Source organism: Pseudoclavibacter sp. AY1H1 (genome assembly GCF_002931055.1).
GTDB lineage: Bacteria > Actinomycetota > Actinomycetes > Actinomycetales > Microbacteriaceae > Pseudoclavibacter.
In genome coordinates, this window is the sequence record NZ_PSXX01000002.1 from 427,326 (window position 1) to 446,523 (window position 19,198).

26 protein-coding genes and 1 pseudogene are annotated in these 19,198 nt (G+C 65.0%); all 27 read right to left on the reverse strand.

Features of this window, described 5'->3' with window-relative positions:
• Positions 1-9: 9 nt before the first annotated feature.
• Positions 10-927, reverse strand: a complete 918-nt coding sequence (locus tag C5E05_RS06380) for a hypothetical protein (protein WP_146081057.1) — start codon at positions 925-927, stop codon at positions 10-12.
• Positions 928-1,066: 139 nt separating this feature from the next.
• The gene (locus C5E05_RS06385) at positions 1,067-2,218 is read right to left on the reverse strand and encodes a CaiB/BaiF CoA-transferase family protein (protein ID WP_258063888.1); all 1,152 of its coding nucleotides are present in this window, start codon (positions 2,216-2,218) and stop codon (positions 1,067-1,069) included.
• A gap of 8 nt (positions 2,219-2,226) precedes the next feature.
• A complete protein-coding gene (locus tag C5E05_RS06390; protein WP_104341439.1) occupies positions 2,227-3,399 on the reverse strand; it encodes an acyl-CoA dehydrogenase family protein in 1,173 nt (390 codons plus the stop codon).
• A gap of 210 nt (positions 3,400-3,609) precedes the next feature.
• A complete protein-coding gene (locus tag C5E05_RS06395) occupies positions 3,610-4,233 on the reverse strand; it encodes an adenylate kinase (RefSeq protein ID WP_104242657.1) in 624 nt (207 codons plus the stop codon).
• The gene (secY, locus tag C5E05_RS06400) at positions 4,230-5,588 is read right to left on the reverse strand and encodes a preprotein translocase subunit SecY (protein WP_104242659.1); all 1,359 of its coding nucleotides are present in this window, start codon (positions 5,586-5,588) and stop codon (positions 4,230-4,232) included. The genes C5E05_RS06395 and secY overlap by 4 nt, the downstream gene beginning before the upstream one ends.
• A 72-nt stretch (positions 5,589-5,660) precedes the next feature.
• Positions 5,661-6,134 carry a 50S ribosomal protein L15 gene (gene rplO, locus C5E05_RS06405; RefSeq protein WP_104242661.1) on the reverse strand — a complete coding sequence of 158 codons (474 nt, stop codon included), beginning with the start codon at positions 6,132-6,134 and terminating at the stop codon, positions 5,661-5,663.
• Positions 6,131-6,319, reverse strand: coding sequence for a 50S ribosomal protein L30 (rpmD, locus tag C5E05_RS06410; protein WP_104242663.1), 189 nt, complete (start codon positions 6,317-6,319; stop codon positions 6,131-6,133). Before rpmD ends, rplO begins: the two co-directional genes overlap by 4 nt.
• Entirely contained in the window at positions 6,319-6,996 is a 678-nt protein-coding gene (gene rpsE / locus C5E05_RS06415) for a 30S ribosomal protein S5 (protein ID WP_104242810.1), read from the reverse strand. The genes rpmD and rpsE overlap by 1 nt, the downstream gene beginning before the upstream one ends.
• A gap of 32 nt (positions 6,997-7,028) precedes the next feature.
• Entirely contained in the window at positions 7,029-7,400 is a 372-nt protein-coding gene (rplR, locus tag C5E05_RS06420) for a 50S ribosomal protein L18 (protein ID WP_104242664.1), read from the reverse strand.
• Positions 7,401-7,402: 2 nt separating this feature from the next.
• Positions 7,403-7,939, reverse strand: coding sequence for a 50S ribosomal protein L6 (gene rplF, locus C5E05_RS06425; protein ID WP_104242666.1), 537 nt, complete (start codon positions 7,937-7,939; stop codon positions 7,403-7,405).
• A 6-nt stretch (positions 7,940-7,945) separates the two neighbouring features.
• Positions 7,946-8,344, reverse strand: coding sequence for a 30S ribosomal protein S8 (gene rpsH / locus C5E05_RS06430; RefSeq protein WP_068479267.1), 399 nt, complete (start codon positions 8,342-8,344; stop codon positions 7,946-7,948).
• Between the two features lie 125 nt (positions 8,345-8,469).
• A complete protein-coding gene (rplE, locus tag C5E05_RS06435; protein ID WP_104242668.1) occupies positions 8,470-9,057 on the reverse strand; it encodes a 50S ribosomal protein L5 in 588 nt (195 codons plus the stop codon).
• A 125-nt stretch (positions 9,058-9,182) separates the two neighbouring features.
• Positions 9,183-9,527: pseudogene (gene rplX / locus C5E05_RS06440) on the reverse strand (50S ribosomal protein L24); the annotation flags it as partial.
• A gap of 3 nt (positions 9,528-9,530) precedes the next feature.
• Entirely contained in the window at positions 9,531-9,899 is a 369-nt protein-coding gene (rplN, locus tag C5E05_RS06445) for a 50S ribosomal protein L14 (protein WP_068479273.1), read from the reverse strand.
• Between the two features lie 39 nt (positions 9,900-9,938).
• Entirely contained in the window at positions 9,939-10,235 is a 297-nt protein-coding gene (gene rpsQ, locus C5E05_RS06450; protein WP_104242672.1) for a 30S ribosomal protein S17, read from the reverse strand.
• Positions 10,235-10,564: a 50S ribosomal protein L29 gene (gene rpmC / locus C5E05_RS06455; RefSeq protein ID WP_104299433.1), complete on the reverse strand. Its 330-nt coding sequence runs from the start codon at positions 10,562-10,564 to the stop codon at positions 10,235-10,237. Before rpmC ends, rpsQ begins: the two co-directional genes overlap by 1 nt.
• A gap of 2 nt (positions 10,565-10,566) precedes the next feature.
• Positions 10,567-10,983, reverse strand: coding sequence for a 50S ribosomal protein L16 (gene rplP, locus C5E05_RS06460; RefSeq protein ID WP_068479279.1), 417 nt, complete (start codon positions 10,981-10,983; stop codon positions 10,567-10,569).
• A gap of 2 nt (positions 10,984-10,985) precedes the next feature.
• Entirely contained in the window at positions 10,986-11,744 is a 759-nt protein-coding gene (rpsC, locus tag C5E05_RS06465; RefSeq protein WP_104242676.1) for a 30S ribosomal protein S3, read from the reverse strand.
• Positions 11,744-12,127 (reverse strand): 50S ribosomal protein L22, encoded by a 384-nt coding sequence (rplV, locus tag C5E05_RS06470; RefSeq protein WP_104242678.1) that lies wholly within the window; start codon positions 12,125-12,127, stop codon positions 11,744-11,746. The genes rpsC and rplV overlap by 1 nt, the downstream gene beginning before the upstream one ends.
• A gap of 24 nt (positions 12,128-12,151) precedes the next feature.
• Positions 12,152-12,433 (reverse strand): 30S ribosomal protein S19, encoded by a 282-nt coding sequence (gene rpsS, locus C5E05_RS06475; RefSeq protein ID WP_068479286.1) that lies wholly within the window; start codon positions 12,431-12,433, stop codon positions 12,152-12,154.
• Between the two features lie 11 nt (positions 12,434-12,444).
• Complete coding sequence (gene rplB, locus C5E05_RS06480) at positions 12,445-13,284, reverse strand: 50S ribosomal protein L2 (RefSeq protein WP_068479288.1); 840 nt, start codon at positions 13,282-13,284, stop codon at positions 12,445-12,447.
• 25 nt (positions 13,285-13,309) lie between these two features.
• The gene (rplW, locus tag C5E05_RS06485; protein ID WP_068479290.1) at positions 13,310-13,609 is read right to left on the reverse strand and encodes a 50S ribosomal protein L23; all 300 of its coding nucleotides are present in this window, start codon (positions 13,607-13,609) and stop codon (positions 13,310-13,312) included.
• Positions 13,606-14,253, reverse strand: coding sequence for a 50S ribosomal protein L4 (gene rplD / locus C5E05_RS06490; RefSeq protein ID WP_104307186.1), 648 nt, complete (start codon positions 14,251-14,253; stop codon positions 13,606-13,608). The genes rplW and rplD overlap by 4 nt, the downstream gene beginning before the upstream one ends.
• A 6-nt stretch (positions 14,254-14,259) precedes the next feature.
• Entirely contained in the window at positions 14,260-14,913 is a 654-nt protein-coding gene (rplC, locus tag C5E05_RS06495; protein ID WP_104242682.1) for a 50S ribosomal protein L3, read from the reverse strand.
• Positions 14,914-14,921: 8 nt separating this feature from the next.
• A complete protein-coding gene (gene rpsJ / locus C5E05_RS06500; RefSeq protein WP_068479296.1) occupies positions 14,922-15,230 on the reverse strand; it encodes a 30S ribosomal protein S10 in 309 nt (102 codons plus the stop codon).
• 369 nt (positions 15,231-15,599) lie between these two features.
• Entirely contained in the window at positions 15,600-17,714 is a 2,115-nt protein-coding gene (locus C5E05_RS06505; protein ID WP_104341440.1) for an acyltransferase family protein, read from the reverse strand.
• Positions 17,715-17,921: 207 nt separating this feature from the next.
• On the reverse strand, positions 17,922-19,115 hold the full coding sequence (gene tuf / locus C5E05_RS06510; RefSeq protein WP_104242686.1) for an elongation factor Tu: 1,194 nt from the start codon (positions 19,113-19,115) through the stop codon (positions 17,922-17,924).
• Positions 19,116-19,198: the final 83 nt, after the last annotated feature.

Genomic DNA, 19,198 nt, shown 5'->3' on the forward strand with positions numbered 1-19,198 from the left:
CGTTGCCCCTCAGTCGCTTGGCGAGCAGTGGCTGGTGACGGTGATGTTGAGCCAGCCTTGGGCGTCGCCCCGCATCCTGACCTGGTCGATCGCCTGTGCGGTAGAGCCGCCCGCGTAGTTCGTGCCCATGGCCCGGTCGTATGTCAGTCCCCGCGCCTTCCAGAGCTCGATGATGTTCTGCTCGTCCGTGACGGTGTCGGGGCCGCTCACACTCAACTGCACCTCGTACGCGACTCCACGCGACGTTGTCTCGTCCGGGTAGTCGCCCGTCTCTCCGCCCGGCACACAGGCGATCTCGACCGGTTCGGCATCCAGGGGCCCGACCATGAGGTTGGGGACGGGACTCTCCATGGTCGCCACGGTCGCGTCACGCAGGTCGAGGACGCCGGCCCGCAGCTGGTCGGCAGACAGCGAGGTCACGGCGCCGGGCTCATCCAACGGCTCCTCACCTGGCCAGTAGGTCTGAGCTGGAGGTGCGGAGGGTTCTGCCTGAGGGGCCTCCGTCTGCACCTCCACCTGAGCAACGATCGTGCGCCCCGCCTCAAGCGTCCAGAGCAACGTGAAGCCGAGATGGGTGGCGGCGATCACCGCGGCCACACTCACCATCGCCAGCGACACGGACCGTGTGCGACGCAGCGCCACCACCGTGCACACCGCCGCCACGACAACTCCGGCCGGACACAGCGCCAGGAGCAATCCGGGACGGACGTACCGGTCCATGAGCGCTCCTGGCTCGGGCAGGGAAGGCCCTGGCTCCCACGGCACGAGTGCAAACGCATGCCACGGTGTGATGCCGACGAGAAGGGCGGCGACGAATGTCGCGATGGCGAGAAACTTGAGCCACCAGGCGGGACGTGGTGTGGTCCCCGGCACGTCAGCGGGTGGCGTGCTCGCCCGCACACTGTGCTCGACGGTCGACGGTCTCATAGGGCCTCCGTGTTCGTCCCGCACTCGATGATGTGCGGTCCTGTGACGCTAGCCCGACACCGGGATGCGGACCCCCCAACCAGCGACAACGCTTCTGCAACAGCGGCTCTGCGAGGGTCACGGTTGCGTAACCGGGAAGCTATCGCCAGTCGACGGACGTGCCCGCGGAGCCAAGATCTGGTGCCTGCTGTCCGTACACCGCCGGCGTCCGCGACAAGTGAATGGGGTTGGCCGTCAACCGCACCGATTCCCCAGCTCCTGCTCCCAGTTCCACGACAGGCTCAAGGCCAAGGCCCTCTGCGAACGCAAACGCCTCGGCGACGTCGTTCACGAGGCCGGCCGGCACGCGTGCACTCGTCAGGAGCTCGACCCATTCGCTGGCCGCGCGCTCCCCCAGCCTCGCCGCAATGAGCGCACGGAGGGCCTCGCGGTTGTGCACGCGGAGCTGGTTGGTGCTGAAGCGCGGGTCTCCAGCGAGGCCAGGAGCGCCGAGGACCCCGACAAGTGCTGCGAACTGCCGATCGTTGCCGACGGCGATCACGAGCGGACGGTCGCTCGCGTCGAACAGCTCGTACGGGGCGATGCTCGGATGCGCGTTGCCGAGCCGTGCGGGAGCCCGGCCCGTCGCCAGCGTGCTCGATGCCTGATTGGCGAGCGCCGACAGCAGGCTCGTCATCAGGTCCACCTCCACGCGCTGACCCGTCCCAGACCGCTCGCGCTCGCGCAGGGCGAGCAGAATACCCGTGACCGCGTTCAGCCCAGTCAGCACGTCGACGAGCGCGACGCCGACCTTGCTCGGCTCACCGTCCACCGGGCCCGTGATGCTCATGAGTCCGCCGACGGCCTGCACGAGGAGGTCGTAACCTGGCAGCGCCGCTCCCCCGCCTCCGCCGAAACCGGTGATGGAGCAGAAGATCGCCGACGGGTTCTCGGCCCGCACCGAGTCGAAGTCGAGCCCGAAGCGCGCCATGACCCCGGGCCGGAAGTTCTCGACGACGATGTCCGCCTCCCGCGCGAGTCGGCGCGCGGCCGCAGCGTCCTCGTCGCGGGTGAGGTCGAGCACCAGGGATCGCTTGCCGCGATTCACGCCGGAGAAGTACGTCGACTGACCGCGCGCATCCACCGGTGGAGTCCACGCTCTCGTGTCGTCACCGCCCGGGGGTTCCACCTTGATGACGTCGGCGCCGAAGTCGGCGAGCATCATCGTCGCGTACGGTCCGGCGAGCACGCGGGAGAAATCCGCGACCCGCACGCCGCTCAGCACGCCGTCGCGTTCGCGATCCGAGAGCACCGGTGCCCCTACCGGAACGCCGGAATGCCGGTGAGCTTGCTGCCAAGCACCAGCGTGTGGATCTCGTCGGTCCCCTCGTAGGTGCGGACCGACTCCAGGTTGTTGGCGTGGCGAAGCGGCGAGTGGTCGAGGGTGATGCCGTTGCCGCCGAGGATCGTCCTCGCCTCGCGAGCGATCGCGATCGCCTCGCGGGTGTTGTTGAGCTTGCCAGCGGAGATATGGTGCGGCTGGATGCGGCCCGCGTCCTTCAGCCGCCCGAGCTGGAGGGCGAGCAGGAAGCCCTTGTTGATCTCGAGGGCCATGTCCACGAGTTTCTGCTGCGTGAGCTGGAAGCCTGCCAGCGGACGGTTGAACGGCTGCCGCTCTCCCGCGTACGCGAGCGCGTCCTCGAAGCTGTCCCTGGCAGCGCCCATGACCCCCCAGGCGATACCGTAGCGGGCCTCATTGAGGCACTCGAACGGCCCACGCAGCCCGCGGGCGGCGGGCAGCATCGCAGCGGCGGGGACCCGGACCTCGTCGAGGACGACGTCGCATTGAACGGACGCGCGCATCGAGAGCTTCGGGCCGATGGGGGTCGCCGAGAAGCCGGCGGAAGCCGTCGGCACGATGAACCCCCTGATGCCATCGTCCGTCTGCGCCCAGATGATCGCGATGTGGGCGAGGGACGCCAGGCCGATCCAGCGTTTGGTGCCGCTGAGCACCCAGTCCGAGCCATCTCGACGCGCGAAGGTGCCCATCGTCCCCGGATCGGATCCGGCAGCGGGCTCGGTCAGCCCGAAGCAGCCGATGACCTCGCCAGCCGCCATGCGCGGCAGCCACTCGACCTTCTGCTCCTCGCTCCCGTGCTTCCAGATGGCGCTCATGGCCAGAGAGCCCTGCACGGAGACGAAGGTACGAATACCGGAGTCTCCCGCCTCGAGCTCCGCCGCGGCGATGCCGTACTCGACGGCGCTGCGACCAGCGCACCCGTAGCCGCTCAAGTGCATGCCAAGCAGCCCCTCGCTCGCGAGCATCGGCACGAGGTCGATCGGGAAGACGGCGTCCTCGTACCAGGACGCGATGTGCGGCCTGACGTGCTCGTCGACGAGGAGGCGGACGCGGCTGCGCAGCGCCAGCTCCTCCTTGCTCAAGAGCACGTCGAAGTCGATGAGGTCATGGGGCTCAGCTGAGAGTGAGGACATCTGTGTCTCCGTTCCTGGACGACTGCGTCAACAGGGTTCTCCGGCTCTCCGAGCTGGAGGCGCCGACAGGGCAACGCTAGCCGACGAAGACAGCACAGAACCAGGTGCGAACGGCCCTGCGGTGTCTCCGCGGCGTGCATTCCGGCCAACGCAAGAGGACCCGAGCGGGAGAAATCCGCTCGGGTCCTTGCTTGTCTTGCCGGGTAAGTCCTATTTGCCGCTCAGGCGGTGCAGTGGATGACGCAGGCCCCGCTGCTCGAGAGCAGCGAAGATGCGGTTCCGGACTTCCTCGACGGTGCCGAAGCCGTTGACGCTCACGAGCGATCCGCGAGCGGAGTACGTCTCGAGAAGCGGCGCGGTCTCCTGCAGGTACACGTTCTGACGGTGCCTGATGGCCTCTTCCGTGTCGTCGGCGCGGCCCTGCTCGAGCGCGCGGCGGCGGAGGCGCTCCACGACGCTGTCGATCTCGACCTTGAGCTCGATGACGGCATCGATCGCCGTGCCCTGGTCAGCGAGGAGCTGCGTGAGGAACGCGACCTGCTCGAGTGTGCGCGGGTAGCCGTCGAGGAGGAAGCCGCCAGCGGCGTCGGCCTCCGTGAGGCGGTCGCGGACGAGCTCGTTCGTCAGCGAATCGGGAACCAGGTTGCCGCTCTCGATGATCTCACGGACCTGGATGCCGAGGTTCGTGCCGTTCTTGATGTTGGCACGGAAGATGTCACCGGTCGAGATGGCTGGGATACCGAAGGCCTCGGCGATGCCGACGGCCTGCGTTCCCTTGCCGGCCCCGGGGGGACCAACGATGAGCAGGCGGAAGGTCTGGTCGTGATGTGTCATCGGAGAAGCCCCTCGTAGTTGCGTTGTTGGAGTTGAGCGTCGATCTGCTTCACCGTCTCGAGTCCGACGCCCACGACGATGAGGATCGATGCGCCGCCGAACGGGAAGTTGGCATTTGCATTGACCGTGGACAGCGCGATGAGCGGGATGAGCGCGAGCACGCCGAGGTAGAGCGAACCGGGGAAGGTGATTCGCGTGAGCACGAAGTTCAGGTACTCGGCGGTGGGGCGTCCGGCACGGATGCCGGGAACGAAGCCACCGTGCTTTCGCATGTTCTCGGCAACCTCCTCAGGGTTGAAGGCGATCGCGACGTAGAAGTACGTGAAGCCGATGATGAGGAGGAAGTAGACCGCCATGTAGAGCGGGTGGTCGCCCGTCGTGAAGTTGTTCATGACCCAGGTGACCCACTCTGGCGGGGTCTCCCCCGCGGCAGGCTGGTTGAACTGGGCGACGAGCGCGGGAAGGTACAGCAGCGACGAGGCGAAGATGACAGGGATAACGCCTGCCTGGTTCACCTTGATCGGGATGTACGTGCTGTTGCCGCCATACGTGCGGCGTCCGACCATGCGCTTCGCGTACTGGACGGGGATGCGACGCTGCGACTGCTCGACGAAGACGACGGCCATCATGATGAGCAGCCCGATCGCGATGACGATGACGAGCGTGGTCATTCCACCGGTACCGGCGGCGATGGCGCCGAAGGCGGACGGGAACGAGGCTGCGATCGACGTGAAGATCAGGAGCGACATGCCGTTGCCGACGCCGCGCTCGGTGATGAGCTCGGCCATCCACATGATGACCGCGGTGCCAGCTGTCATGGCTGCGACCATGAGCACGACGCGCACCATGTTGATGACGGCGTTCTCCGGGGTCGCGGCGGACTCGTTGAGCATGTCGAGGACGTTCTCGCAGGCAGGGTTGCCCGTGCCGAAGAGCGTTCCCGACTTCGCCACCGTCACGAGTGTCGTCGCCTGGAGGATCGCGAGGGCGATGGTCAGGTAGCGCGTGTACTGCGTGAGCTTCGACTGACCCGCCTGACCCTCCTTGTGGAGCGCCTCGAAGTGAGGGATGACCACACGCAGCAGCTGCGTGATGATCGAGGCCGTGATGTACGGCATGATGCCCAGCGCGAAGATCGACAACTGCAGCAGCGCGCCACCGGAGAACAGGTTGACCATGTCGTAGAGACCGGCCATCTGCGTTCCAGTGTCGAGACACTGCTGCACGTTGACGTAGTTCACAAATGGGCCAGGAACCGTGGTGCCGATCCGGTAGATGGCGACCATAGCGAGCGTGAAGAGGATCTTGCGACGAAGATCCGGTGTCTTGAACACTCGTGCGACGGCACTGAACACTACGTTCCTGCTTTCATTTCTCGTGAAAGAGACAAACGGGGGTCGGCAACCGCCGACCCCCGCTTGGAGTTGCTACTTGACGGAACCGCCGGCGGCAACGATCTTCTGCTCTGCTGAGCTGGAGACCTTGTCGACCGCGACGTTCAGCTTAACCGCAATCTCACCATTGCCGAGCACCTTGACGGGCTCGTTCTTGCGAACCGCACCCTTTGCCACGAGGTTCGCGATGGTGACATCGCCGCCCTCGGGGAAGAGCTCGGCCAGCTTGGAGAGGTTGACGACCTGGTACTCGACGCGGAACGGGTTCTTGAACCCGCGCAGCTTCGGCGTACGCATGTGCAGCGGCATCTGGCCACCCTCGAAGCCGATACGCACTGTCGTGCGCGCCTTCGAGCCCTTGGTGCCGCGACCGGCGGTCTTGCCCTTGGAGCCCTCACCGCGACCAACGCGCGTCTTGGACTTCTTGGCACCGGGAGCGGGGCGGAGGTGGTGGACCTTGAGCTGAGGCTCGGAGGTCACATCCTTCTCGTTCTCGTTCTTGGTCATTCGGAGATCTCCTCAACTGAAACCAGGTGAGCGACTGTCTTGACGTAGCCGCGGTTCACCGAGTTGTCCGGCTTGACGACGGTGTGGCCAATGCGCTTGAGGCCGAGCGAGCGCAGTGTGTCGCGCTGGTTCTGCTTCTCGCTGATCTTGGACTTGATCTGGGTCACCTTGAGACTCTTGGCCATCAGGCACCGACCTTCTGTGCTTCGGCTGCGGCCTTGGCCGCGTTGGCCTCGGCACGCAGAATGCGCTGCGGAACGACCTGGTCGACGGGCAGGCCACGACGAGCTGCGACTGCGCGCGGCTCCTCGAGCTGCTTCAGCGCCGCGACGGTTGCGTGCACGATGTTGATCGTGTTCGACGAACCGAGCGACTTCGACAGGACGTCGTGGATGCCCGCGCACTCAAGCACGGCGCGGACGGGGCCACCGGCGATAACACCGGTACCTGCAGCGGCGGGACGGAGCAGGACGACGCCTGCTGCTGCCTCGCCCTGCACGGGGTGCGGGATCGTCTTCAGGACGCGAGGAACGCGGAAGAAGTTCTTCTTCGCCTCTTCGACGCCCTTGGCGATGGCCAGCGGGACCTCACGGGCCTTGCCGTAGCCGACGCCCACGAGTCCGTTGCCGTCGCCGACGACGACCAGCGCGGTGAACGCGAAGCGACGACCGCCCTTGACGACCTTGGAGACGCGGTTGATGGTGACGACGCGCTCCAGGAACTGGTTCTTGTCATCGCGCGAGTTGCGGTCGCGGCCGCCCTGGCCACGCTCGCCACGACCACCGCGGCGGTTGTTGTCGCGACCTCCGTCGCGCTGTGCCGACTCACTCGACGCGGCCGTCTCAACGGGCGTGTCGGTCATGTTGTCGGGCGTGTTGGTGTCGATTTTCTCGGTCACAGGTTCAGCCCTGCCTCTCGTGCTCCATCAGCGATAGCCGCGACGCGACCGGCGTACTTGTTGCCGCCGCGGTCGAAGACCACGCTTTCGATGCCGGCGTCCTTGGCGCGTGCGCCGACGAGCTCGCCGACCCGCTTCGCCTTGGCCGACTTGTCACCGTCGAACTCACGCAGCTCGGCTTCCATGGTGGATGCCGAAGCCAGCGTGATGCCCTTGGTGTCGTCGACAACCTGGACGAAGACGTGACGCGCCGAGCGCGTGACGACGAGACGGGGACGCTGTGCGTCGCCGGAGACCTTCTTGCGAAGGCGGACGTGGCGGCGACGGGTCGCTGCCTGCTTGCTCTTTCCTCGAGTTCCGAGTCCCATGGTTACTTACCTGACTTTCCGGCCTTGCGGCGGATCTGCTCGCCCTCGTAACGCACGCCCTTGCCCTTGTAGGGCTCGGGGAGGCGGAGCTTGCGGATGTTCGCTGCGACCTCGCCGACAGCCTGCTTGTCGATTCCGACGACCGTGAGCTTGTTGTTGCCCTCGACCTGGAACGTGATGCCCTGGGGGGGCTCGACGTTGATCGGGTGCGAGTAGCCGAGTGCGAACTCGACGCCCGTGCCCTTGGAAACGATGCGGTAACCGGTTCCAACGACCTCGAGCTTCTTCGTGTAGCCCTCGGTGACGCCGATGATGTTGTTGTTGATGAGCGTGCGGGTCAGGCCGTGCAGTGCACGCGACTCACGCTCGTCGTTCGGACGCGTGACGAGAAGCTGACCGTCTTCGAGCTTGACCTCGATGGGGTTCGCGACGACGAGCGCGAGCTCGCCCTTCGGTCCCTTGACGGTGACGTTCTGCGCGTCGATCTTGATGTCAACGCCTGCTGGGACGCTGATCGGGAGACGACCAATTCGTGACATGACGGATTACCACACGTAGGCGAGGACTTCTCCGCCTACGCCCTTCTGCTCGGCCTGACGGTCCGTGAGGAGACCGGAGGAGGTGGACAGGATGGCAATGCCGAGGCCGCCGAGGACGCTTGGCAGCTCGGTCGAGCGCGCGTACACGCGGAGACCTGGCTTGGAGACGCGCTTGATGCCGACGATCGACCTCTCGCGGTTCGGACCGAACTTCAGCGAGAGAGTGAGGGTCTGGCCCACTCGTGCATCTTCGACTGTCCAGTCGGTGATGTAACCCTCGCGCTTGAGGATGTCGGCAATGTGGGACTTGAGCTTCGAGCTCGGCATCGACACGGAGTCGTGGTGCGCCGAGTTCGCGTTGCGCAGTCGCGTCAGCATATCTGCGACGGGATCTGTCATCGTCATGATGAGTGCCTTTCGCCTGGTTTCGCGGGGCCGTACACGGCCCCGCGACCTGTGGTGGACGGGCCATTGCGGTTGCAACAGCCCGATGGGGTCACGGCATACGCCGTGACCCTCGGGTGTTCAGACTAGTTCTGCTGGAGACCGGCCTGGAACGGGAAGCCGAGCTTGCCCAGGAGAGCGCGCCCATCTTCGTCGTTCTTCGCCGTCGTGACGACGGTGATGTCCATACCGCGTGTGCGGTCGATCTTGTCTGGATCGATCTCATGGAACATTACCTGCTCCGTGAGGCCGAAGGTGTAGTTTCCGTTTCCGTCGAACTGGCGGTCGTTGAGACCACGGAAGTCGCGGATACGGGGAAGAGCGAGCGAGAGCAGGCGGTCGAGGAATTCCCACATGCGGTCGCCGCGCAGTGTGACGTGCGCGCCGATCGGCTGTCCTTCGCGCAGCTTGAACTGTGCGATCGACTTCGTGGCCTTCGTGACCTTCGGCTTCTGACCGGTGATCGCCGTGAGGTCCGTGATGGCACCCTCGATGATCTTTCCGTCGCGAGCTGCTTCGCCAACACCCATGTTCACGACGATCTTCACGAGACCGGGAACCTGGTGGACGTTGCTCACGCCGAGGTCTGCCTGCAGCTGAGCCTTGAGCTCGTCGCGGTACTTCAGCTTGAGACGGGGCTGGATTTTGCCAGCCTCCGTGGCGATGTCAGTCATATCTACTCGTCGTCCTTCTTCTTCGGTGCGGCGGCCTTGGCCTTCGTCGCGGGCTTCTTCTCAGCCTTCTCAGCCTTGTCGGCCTTGGCGGCCTTCTCGACCTTGGCCGGCTTCGCAGCGCGGCGCGATGGCTTGAAGACGCGCGTGCGCACCGTCTTGGTCACGCCGTCCTTCGTGACCTCTTCGACCTGCACACCGGTGCGAGCCGGCTGCTTGGTCTCGGGGTCGACGAGTGCGACGTTGGAGATGTGGATGGGGGCCTCGACGGTCTCGATGCCACCCGTCTTCGTGCCACGCTGCGTCTGTCCGACGCGAACGTGCTTGGTCACGAAGTTGATTCCCTGAACGAGAATGCGGTTCTCTTCGCGGAGCACCTCGAGCACTTCGCCCTGCTTGCCGCGGTCTCCACCACGAGCCTGGCTCGGGCCCGAGATGACCTGGACCAGGTCGCCCTTGCGGATCGTTGCCATGGGTTAAATCACCTCCGGCGCGAGCGACACGATCTTCATGAACTTCTTGTCGCGGAGTTCGCGACCGACCGGTCCGAAGATTCGAGTGCCACGCGGCTCGTTGTCACCCTTGAGGATGACGGCTGCGTTCTCGTCGAACTTGATGTACGAACCGTCGGGACGACGGGTCGACTTGACTGTGCGAACGATGACGGCCTTGACGACCTCACCCTTCTTGAGGTTTCCGCCGGGGATCGCGTCCTTGACGGTCGCGACGATGACGTCACCGATCCCCGCGTAGCGGCGGCCGGAGCCACCGAGTACGCGGATCGTGAGGAGTTCCTTGGCGCCGGTGTTGTCGGCGACACGGACTCGTGATTCTTGCTGAAGCATCTGTCAAATTCCTTCGCTGAGTGGTCGAAGAGGCGAGGCCTACTTCGCCTTCTCCAGGATCTCGACCAGGCGCCAGCGCTTGGTAGCGCTGAGGGGACGGGTCTCTGCAATCAGGACGAGGTCGCCGATGCCGGCCTGGTTGTCGGCGTCGTGCGCCTTGACCTTGCTTGAGCGGCGGAGCACCTTGCCATAGAGGGGGTGCTTGACGCGCTCTTCGACCGAGACGGTGATGGTCTTTTCCATCTTGTCGCTCGTGACGTAGCCGCGCCGGGTCTTGCGGTAGTTGCGCTCGTGCGCTTCTTCCGTTGCCTCGGGCTGTGTCGTGCTTTCAGCCATTACTTGGTCTCCTCGTTCTCAGCCTCGGGCGCAGCCTCGGAGGCTTCGGCCTTCTTCGAAGCCTTGGTGGCCTTCGACTTCTTGGCCGGCTTCTCGACCGGGGCCGGGGTTGCGCGGATCCCGAGCTCACGCTCGCGGATCACCGTGTAGATGCGCGCGATGTCGCGCTTGACCTGACGGATGCGTCCGCGCTCTTCGACCTGGTTGGTCACGGCCTGGAAGCGCAGGTTGAACAGCTCTTCCTTGGCCTTCTTGAGCTCCTCGACGAGACGTCCGTCTTCGAAGTTGTCGAGCTCGGTGGTGGCGAGCTCCTTGGTACCAATCGCCATGATTACTCGCCTTCCTCGCGCGAAATGATGCGTGCCTTGAGCGGCAGCTTGTGGATGGCGCGCGTGAGGGCCTCGCGAGCGAGCTCCTCGCTGACGCCGGCGACCTCGAAGAGGACGCGGCCGGGCTTGACGTTCGCAACCCAGGAGTCGACTGCACCCTTACCGGAACCCATGCGGGTCTCGGCGGGGCGAGCGGTCATCGGGCGGTCCGGGTAGATGTTGATCCAGACCTTGCCGCCACGCTTGATGTGACGCGTCATGGCGATACGAGCTGCCTCGATCTGACGGTTGGTCACGTAGGACGGGGTGAGCGCCTGGATGCCGAACTCGCCGAACGATACGGTGTTGCCACCCTTCGACATGCCGCTACGGTCCGGGCGGTGCTGCTTACGGTGCTTGACTCGACGTGGAATCAACATGGTTACGCCTCAACTCCTGCGGCGACCTGCTTCTCGTTGTCGCGGCGCGGGCCACGGCGTGAGCGGTCGTTACGGTCCCCACGGGACGACTTCTGGTTGGCCTGTTCGCGGGCGAGTTCCTTGTTGGTCATGTCGCCCTTGTAGATCCACACCTTGACACCGATGCGACCGTAGGTGGTCTTGGCCTCGTAGAAGCCGTAGTCGATGTTGGCGCGGAGCGTGTGCAGCGGAACGCGTCCCTCGCGGTAGAACTCCGAGCGGCTCATCTCAGCACCGCCGAGGCGGCCGGAGACCTGGATGCGGATGCCCTTGGCACCTGCACGCTGAGCGCCCTGGAGGCCCTTGCGCATCGCACGGCGGAAGGCGACACGAGCAGAGAGCTGCTCGGCGATGCCCTGCGCGACCAGCTGAGCGTCAGCCTCGGGGTTCTTGACCTCGAGGATGTTCAGCTGGATCTGCTTGCCCGTGAGCTTCTCGAGGTCGGCGCGGATGCGCTCGGCCTCTGCTCCGCGTCGTCCGATGACGATGCCGGGGCGTGCCGTGTAGATGTCGACGCGAACGCGGTCACGCGTGCGCTCGATCTCGATGCGGGAGACGCCTGCACGGTCGAGTGTCTTCTGGAGATACTCGCGAATGCGGATGTCTTCCTTGACGTAGTCGCTGTAGCGCTGACCCGGCTTGGTCGAGTCTGCGTACCAGCGGGAGACGTGGTCGGTCGTGATTCCGAGACGGAAGCCGTACGGATTGATCTTCTGGCCCATTACTTGCTGCTCCCCTTCTCGGCCTCGGCGAGCTCCGGCGTCGCCAGCACAACCGTGATGTGGCTTGTGCGCTTGTTGATGCGGAATGCTCGTCCCTGTGCACGTGGACGGAAGCGCTTGAGGGTTGCACCCTCGTCTACGAACGCCTTGGCGATGTAGAGGTCGCGCTCGTCAAGGAACTGGCTTTCCTTGTCTGCCTTGACACGTGCGTTGGCGATTGCGGATGCAACGACCTTGTAGACCGGCTCAGAGGCACCCTGAGGTGCGAACTTCAGGATCGCGAGCGCTTCGAGCGCCTGCTTGCCGCGGATCAAGTTGACGACGCGACGAGCCTTCTGAGGGGTGACGCGGATGTGCCGCACGCGTGCGGTTGACTCCACCATATTTTCCTCCTTCACGTCGCCGCGTTAGCGGCGACGACCCTTCTTGTCGTCCTTCTCGTGTCCACGGAAGGTGCGGGTCGGTGCAAACTCGCCGAGCTTGTGGCCGACCATGGTTTCGGTGACAAACACGGGGATGTGCTTGCGACCGTCGTGCACGGCGATGGTGTGGCCGAGCATGTCCGGCACGATCATCGATCGGCGCGACCAGGTCTTGATGACGTTCTTCGAGCCAGCTTCGTTCTGCTTGACCACCTTCTGGAAGAGGTGTTCGTCGACGAAGGGGCCCTTCTTGAGACTGCGAGGCATCTTCTGATCTCCTACTTACGCTTCTTGCCGGCAGGGCGACGGCGGACGATGAGCTTGTCGCTCTCCTTGTTGGGGCGACGGGTGCGGCCTTCTGGCTTACCCCAGGGGCTCACCGGGTGACGTCCACCGGATGTGCGGCCCTCACCACCACCGTGCGGGTGGTCGACCGGGTTCATGACGACACCACGGACCGTCGGGCGAACGCCGAGCCAGCGCTTGCGGCCGGCCTTGCCCAGGTTGATGTTCGACTGCTCGGCGTTGCCGACCTCGCCGATCGTCGCGCGGCAGCGCACGTCGACGTTGCGGACTTCGCCGCTCGGCAGACGCAGCTGGGCGTAGGGGCCGTCCTTCGCAACGAGGCGAACGGAGGCTCCGGCCGAGCGCGCCATCTTCGCGCCGCCGCCTGGGCGGAGCTCGATGGCGTGGATGACCGTACCGGTCGGGATGTTGCGAAGCGGGAGGTTGTTGCCCGGCTTGATGTCGGCGCCAGCGCCCGACTCGATGATGTCGCCCTGCTTGAGCTTGTTGGGAGCCAGGATGTAGCGCTTGGATCCGTCGAAGAAGTGCAGCAGCGCGATACGAGCGGTGCGGTTGGGGTCGTACTCGATGTGAGCGACCTTGGCGTTCACGCCGTCCTTGTCGTTACGACGGAAGTCGATGACGCGGTACTGGCGCTTGTGGCCACCACCGATGTGACGGGTCGTGATGCGTCCCTGGTTGTTGCGTCCACCCGACTTGGTGAGGGGGCGGAGCAGCGACTTTTCGGGAGTCGAGCGCGTGATCTCGGTGAACTCGGACACCGAGGCTCCACGACGACCTGGCGTCGTGGGCTTGTAATTGCGAATAGCCATGTGAATTCGTCCTCTGTGCTCTCGATTAACCGGCGTTCGAGAAGATGTCGATGGTGCCGGACTTGAGCGAGACGATGGCGCGCTTGGTGTCCTTGCGCTTGCCGAGCCCGAAGCGGGTGCGGCGCGTCTTGCCCGTGCGGTTCAAGGTGTTGACCTTGTCGACCTTGACGTCGAAGATCTGCTCGATAGCGAGCTTGATCTCGGTCTTGTTCGAACGGGGGTCGACCTCGAAGGTGTACTTGCCCTGGTCGATCAGGCTGTAGCTCTTCTCGGAGATCACCGGCGCGAAGATGATGTCGCGCGGGTCCTTGTTGTTTGCGCTCATGCGCCCTGCTCCTTGCTGGTCTTGCTCTCGACGAACGCGTCGTAAGCAGCCTTCGTGAAGAGGATGTCGTCCGAGACGAGGACGTCGTAGGCGTTGAGCTGGTCCACGAAGAGCACGTGAAGTGCCTGCAGGTTGCGGACGCTCAGCAGGCTGAGCTCGTCGCTGCGGTCGAGGACGACGAGGATGTTGCGTCCCGCCGCGACCTTCGCGATTGCTGCGGCTGCGACCTTGGTCGAGGCCTTCTCGCCCGTGACGAGGGAGTCGACGATGTGCAGGTGGCCACCGCGTGCGCGGTCGCTCAGTGCGCCGATGAGGGCGGCTGCAATCATCTTCTTGGGGGTGCGCTGCGAGTAGTCGCGCGGCGTCGGTCCGTGGACGATGCCACCACCCTTGTGCTGCGGCATGCGGACCGAGCCCTGACGGGCGCGGCCGGTGCCCTTCTGCTTGAACGGCTTGCGACCGGAGCCGGAAACCTCTCCACGGTTCTTCGTCTTGTGCGTGCCCTGACGAGCAGCCGCACGCTGTGCGACGACGACCTGGTGGATCAGCGGGACGTTGGTCTGCGCGTCGAAGATGGCGGCAGGCAGTTCGACCGAGCCGGACTTCTTGCCGGCTGCGTCGGTGACGTCAATCTTGGTTGCCATAGGAAACTAGGCCCCCTTCACTGCGTTGCGAACGAAAACGAGACGACCCTTGGGGCCGGGGACAGCACCCTTGACGAGGAGGATGCCCTTCTCGGCGTCGGCTGCGTGAACCGTGAGGTTCTGGACGGTGACGCGGTCGCCACCCATCCGGCCAGCCATGCGCGTGCCCTTGAAGACACGGCTGGGGGTCGCGGAGGCACCGATGGAGCCGGGGCGACGGTGGTTCTTGTGCGCACCGTGAGATGCGCCGACACCGGAGAAGTTGTGACGCTTCATGACACCGGCGAAGCCCTTGCCCTTGCTGGTGCCGACGACGTCGATCTTGGTGCCGGGCTCGAACGTGTCTGCGCCGAGCTCCTGACCGATCGTGTACGAGGCTGCATCAGCGGTGCGGAGCTCGGTGATGTGGCGGCGAGGCGTGACGCCCGCTGCTGCGAACTTGCCGGCTGCCGGCTTGTTCACCTTGCGCGGGTCGATCGCGCCTGCGGCGATCTGGACGGCTTCGTAGCCGTTCTTTTCGACGGTCATGATCTCGGTGACGACGTTGGTGCTCACCTGGATGACCGTGACGGGGACGAGACGGTTTTCAGCGTCCCAGACCTGGGTCATGCCGAGCTTCGTGCCCAGCAGACCCTTGAACGTCTTGGTAGCGGTAGACATGTGTTTCCCTAGAGCTTGATCTCGATGTTGACATCGGCCGGAAGGTCGAGGCGCATGAGCGAGTCGACGGCCTTCGGCGTCGGGTCGACAATGTCGATCAGACGCTTGTGGGTGCGCATCTCGAAGTGCTCGCGGCTGTCCTTGTACTTGTGAGGGCTACGGATCACAGCGATCACGTTCTTCTCGGTAGGCAGGGGCACCGGACCGATGACGGAGGCGCCAGCACGGGTTACGGTGTCGACGATCTTGCGCGCCGAGCTGTCGATGACCTCGTGGTCATACGACTTCAGTCGAATGCGGATCTTCTGTCCCGCCATGGTTGACTCTCTCTCTCAATGACGTGCCGCCATTGCGGCTTCGCATGCAACCCCGTGGCGTCTTCACGCCGGGATTCGCACCACTGTTTTTCTGTCAAGTTCACCTGCTCGGAGCACAGGAGTGTACTCAAGCTGATGGACGGCCTTCGGGATTCGACCTCGGTGAGGTGTCTTCCTTTGGCCGGAGCTTTGCTCTGCTGCCGGCGGCCTAAGCTGCACACCAGGCGCCTTGCGACGCGGGGCGCTTATGCACACTCCGGGCAGTGATTCGAACACACGACTAGCGCCGTGCCCCGAAATACTGAACTCACCGAGTTTAGACCGGGGAGGCCTGTTCTTGCAACCCGGGCGTGTCGCGGATTTCGCTGGTCACTCGGTGCGCGCGTCCGCGAGGCCCTGTGCGATGACATCGGCGAGGAACACCGAGTACTCGCGACCCACGTGCGTCGGGTCCGAATGCACGGAGATCCCAGCGACGACGAGGGGGCAGAGCCCGAGCTCCACGTCGCAGAACCAGTCGGAGGTCCGGACGACCGCGGCTCCGCCTGCCGCCATCTGCTCGGCCTGGTGATCGCGACGCTCCACGAACTCCGGCCCGAAGGCGCTCGTGCAGGATTCCTCGGCCTGTTGCCGCGTCGATGCGGCGAGGCAGGCGTCCAGGGAGTTGGCGGGAGTCACTGCGTCGAGCCAGATGACGTCGATTCCCATCTCGGTGAGCTCGCGGACCAGTTCAACGGAGCCCTCGCCGAGCGTGGTTCCCTTGTTCCACGCGAGGTCACCGAACTGCTCCCCCACCCACCAGCCGCCGTAGGAGATGATCACCGTGTCCGGTCGGTCCGCAGCAGCGAGCTCCATGACCCAGTTGTTGTGGGCGGCGCACTCGTCCTTCATGTCGCCTGATCTGTCGAGGGCTGCGCCCTGAGTGAAGGGGCACATGCTCTTGCCAAGCAGTTGCACGGTCGTCTCGTCACCGACAGCTGCCCGGACGCCGGGTGCCCAGGAGACAGCCTGCGAGTCGCCGACGATCCAGAGCTCTTCGCCGGAGTCCTGATCGGCATCTTCGGGTGCGTAGCGGCAGTTGGCTCGATTGTCGTCGGTGACCGTCAGGCAGCCGTTCACCGACCATTCCGGGCCGAGTGCATCCCAGCCCGAGACCGCCTCGCCGTTGAGCGCGGTCGGCTCGAGGAGCGCCTCGGTGATCGCGAGGCTCAGCTGCTGCTCGCTCGTGACGGTCTGCCCGGGACCGAGGTCTGCGATGGCCTCCTGGCGCAGGCCAGGTGCGAGCTGCACACCCACGAAGGCCACGATGGCGATCAACGGCACGCTGACCGAGGTCAGCAGCCGGGGATTGCGCTTCCATCTCGGCGCCGTCGAATCCACCTGGGCCACCGGATTGCGAACCCGGCCAAGGAACGCGAGGAAGCGCGACATCGCCCAGGCGACGGCGATGGACACGGCGAGGAGCAGGAGACCGTCGAGGAACGACACCGGCTCACTGCGCTCGGGAAAGAGCTCGACGAAGAGCTTGAGGATCGGCCAGCTCGACAGGTACAGGCCGTACGAGAAGCCGCCGAGCCAGACGAGCGGTCGCCACGTGAGCAGACGATTCCCGCCGGAGAGCTCCCCTGAGGCACCTGAGATGAGCACGAGGAGCGCACCCCCGACGGGGTACAGGGCGATGAGGCCCGGGTACGGCCATTCACTCGGGAGGAGACCCGCGGTGAGCACGAGTGCGAGGCCGAGGCTGCCGAGAAGCGCTCGCACGGTCTTCGGCAGGTGGATACGCGTCATCACGAGCGCGGCGACGGCGCCGATGCCGAACTCCCAGAGGCGGGCCCAGGTGCTGTAGTAGGTGGGCACAGGATCGCTCGCGACGCCGTTGAGCGCGTAGATGAGCGATGCTGCAGTGAGGAGCGCGAGTCCCGCAGTAGCGACACGACGCACACGCCACTTCGCGAGCTTCGCAATGGCCCCCAGGATGAGCACGAATGCGAGCAGCAGCAGCGTCGCCTGCCCCTGGACCGACATCGCCCAGAAGTGCTGCACGGCCGACTTGTCGTGCCCCGCGGAGATGTAGTCGGTTGCGTCCCCCGCCAACCGCCAGTTCTCCCAGTACGTCGCGGCGGCGAAGATATCCGTCACGTTGCGCTGGAACGACAGCGGCGACTCGGTCATGAGGAGCACTGCTGAGACCACGATGAGGACGAGTCCGGCCATCGGGAAGAGCCGGGTGGCCGTGCGCTTGACGTACTGCCAGGCGCGGATGCTCCCCCGTCGCTCGAGCTCGCCGACAAGCGTCGTCGCCAGCAGGAAGCCGCCGAGGACGAAGAAGAGGTCGACACCGCCGGAGACCGTGCCGAACCAGATGTGGAACGACGCGACGAGCAGCGAGGCGATCGCGCGCAGGCCCTGGATGTCCGAGCGGTAGCGATTCGGCTCCGGCCGAGCTGGCACGCTCGTCGGGCGTTCTGCGCGTACGGACATACGTCGTGCTCCCTGACTGCACTGAGGCGATGGATGGCCCTCGGCTGGGGATGCGGAGGCGACCGATCAGCGCCAGGGAAGGGGCAGGCTTCGACCCGGCACACGAGAGACGAGTGTAGCTCGCATCTCGACTCCGTGAAAACGGATGAAAACACGAAATGGGGCCGGACCCGAAGGTCCGACCCCACTGCGAAGTGAGCTGGAAGCTTACTTGTTGATCTTCGTCACCGTGCCGGCGCCGACCGTGCGGCCACCCTCACGGATTGCGAAGCCGAGGCCCTCTTCCATGGCGATCGGCTGGATGAGCTCGACCGTCATGTCCGTGGTGTCACCGGGCATGATCATTTCCTTGCCCTCGGGCAGGGTGATGACGCCGGTCACGTCCGTGGTGCGGAAGTAGAACTGCGGGCGGTAGTTCGTGAAGAACGGGTTGTGACGGCCACCCTCGTCCTTCGAGAGGATGTAGGCAGTTCCCTCGAAGTTCGTGTGCGGCGTGACGGAACCGGGAGCGACGATGACCTGACCGCGCTCGACGTCCTCACGCTTGGTGCCACGAAGGAGAAGACCACAGTTCTCACCGGCCCACGCCTCGTCGAGCTGCTTGTGGAACATCTCGATACCCGTGACGGTCGTCTTGACGGTCGGACGGAGTCCGACGATCTCGACGTCCGAGTTGATGGCGAGCGTGCCACGCTCGGCGCGACCCGTGACGACGGTTCCACGACCGGTGATCGTGAAGACGTCCTCGACGGGCATGAGGAACGGCTTGTCCTTGTCGCGGACGGGCTCCGGCACGTTGTCGTCGACAGCCTGCATGAGCTCGACGATCTTCTCGGCCCAAGCCTCGTCGCCCTCAAGCGCCTTGAGGCCGGAGACCTGGACGACAGGAGCGTCGTCGCCGGGGTAGTCCTGGCTGGAGAGGAGCTCGCGAACCTCGAGCTCGACGAGCTCCAGGATCTCCTCGTCGTCAACCATGTCGGCCTTGTTCAGCGCGACGACCAGGTACGGCACGCCGACCTGCTTGGCGAGCAGCACGTGCTCACGCGTCTGAGCCATGGGGCCGTCGGTTGCGGCGACCACGAGGATTGCGCCATCCATCTGCGCAGCGCCCGTGATCATGTTCTTGATGTAGTCGGCGTGACCCGGAGCATCGACGTGAGCGTAGTGACGCTTGGGCGTCTCGTACTCGACGTGGGAGATGTTGATCGTGATACCGCGCTGACGCTCTTCCGGAGCGGAGTCGATCGACGCGAAGTCACGCTGCACGTTGGTCGCCGAAGGGTACTTGTCAGCAAGCACCTTCGAGATCGCTGCGGTGAGCGTGGTCTTGCCGTGGTCGACGTGACCGATCGTTCCGATGTTTACGTGCGGCTTGGTCCGCTCGAACTTGGCCTTGGCCACTGTGGTCCTCCTAGGACGTCGTTGGTGTCCATCCGCCAATGATGCAGAAGGACTTCCGGGTTTTCAGTGATGAATGTTACCCG

Coding starts and splice junctions, on each gene's coding strand:
- C5E05_RS06380 (WP_146081057.1), bottom strand. CDS start 927: ATGAGACCGTCGACCGTCGAGCACAGTGTGCGGGCGAGCACGCCACCC.
- C5E05_RS06390 (WP_104341439.1), bottom strand. CDS start 3,399: ATGTCCTCACTCTCAGCTGAGCCCCATGACCTCATCGACTTCGACGTG.
- C5E05_RS06395 (WP_104242657.1), bottom strand. CDS start 4,233: ATGACACATCACGACCAGACCTTCCGCCTGCTCATCGTTGGTCCCCCC.
- rplO (WP_104242661.1), bottom strand. CDS start 6,134: ATGACCAAGAACGAGAACGAGAAGGATGTGACCTCCGAGCCTCAGCTC.
- rpmD (WP_104242663.1), bottom strand. CDS start 6,319: ATGGCCAAGAGTCTCAAGGTGACCCAGATCAAGTCCAAGATCAGCGAG.
- rpsE (WP_104242810.1), bottom strand. CDS start 6,996: ATGACCGACACGCCCGTTGAGACGGCCGCGTCGAGTGAGTCGGCACAG.
- rplR (WP_104242664.1), bottom strand. CDS start 7,400: ATGGGACTCGGAACTCGAGGAAAGAGCAAGCAGGCAGCGACCCGTCGC.
- rplF (WP_104242666.1), bottom strand. CDS start 7,939: ATGTCACGAATTGGTCGTCTCCCGATCAGCGTCCCAGCAGGCGTTGAC.
- rpsH (WP_068479267.1), bottom strand. CDS start 8,344: ATGACGATGACAGATCCCGTCGCAGATATGCTGACGCGACTGCGCAAC.
- rplE (WP_104242668.1), bottom strand. CDS start 9,057: ATGACTGACATCGCCACGGAGGCTGGCAAAATCCAGCCCCGTCTCAAG.
- rplN (WP_068479273.1), bottom strand. CDS start 9,899: ATGCTTCAGCAAGAATCACGAGTCCGTGTCGCCGACAACACCGGCGCC.
- rpsQ (WP_104242672.1), bottom strand. CDS start 10,235: ATGGCTGAAAGCACGACACAGCCCGAGGCAACGGAAGAAGCGCACGAG.
- rpmC (WP_104299433.1), bottom strand. CDS start 10,564: ATGGCGATTGGTACCAAGGAGCTCGCCACCACCGAGCTCGACAACTTC.
- rplP (WP_068479279.1), bottom strand. CDS start 10,983: ATGTTGATTCCACGTCGAGTCAAGCACCGTAAGCAGCACCGCCCGGAC.
- rpsC (WP_104242676.1), bottom strand. CDS start 11,744: ATGGGCCAGAAGATCAATCCGTACGGCTTCCGTCTCGGAATCACGACC.
- rplV (WP_104242678.1), bottom strand. CDS start 12,127: ATGGTGGAGTCAACCGCACGCGTGCGGCACATCCGCGTCACCCCTCAG.
- rpsS (WP_068479286.1), bottom strand. CDS start 12,433: ATGCCTCGCAGTCTCAAGAAGGGCCCCTTCGTCGACGAACACCTCTTC.
- rplB (WP_068479288.1), bottom strand. CDS start 13,284: ATGGCTATTCGCAATTACAAGCCCACGACGCCAGGTCGTCGTGGAGCC.
- rplW (WP_068479290.1), bottom strand. CDS start 13,609: ATGAGCGCAAACAACAAGGACCCGCGCGACATCATCTTCGCGCCGGTG.
- rplD (WP_104307186.1), bottom strand. CDS start 14,253: ATGGCAACCAAGATTGACGTCACCGACGCAGCCGGCAAGAAGTCCGGC.
- rplC (WP_104242682.1), bottom strand. CDS start 14,913: ATGTCTACCGCTACCAAGACGTTCAAGGGTCTGCTGGGCACGAAGCTC.
- rpsJ (WP_068479296.1), bottom strand. CDS start 15,230: ATGGCGGGACAGAAGATCCGCATTCGACTGAAGTCGTATGACCACGAG.
- C5E05_RS06505 (WP_104341440.1), bottom strand. CDS start 17,714: ATGTCCGTACGCGCAGAACGCCCGACGAGCGTGCCAGCTCGGCCGGAG.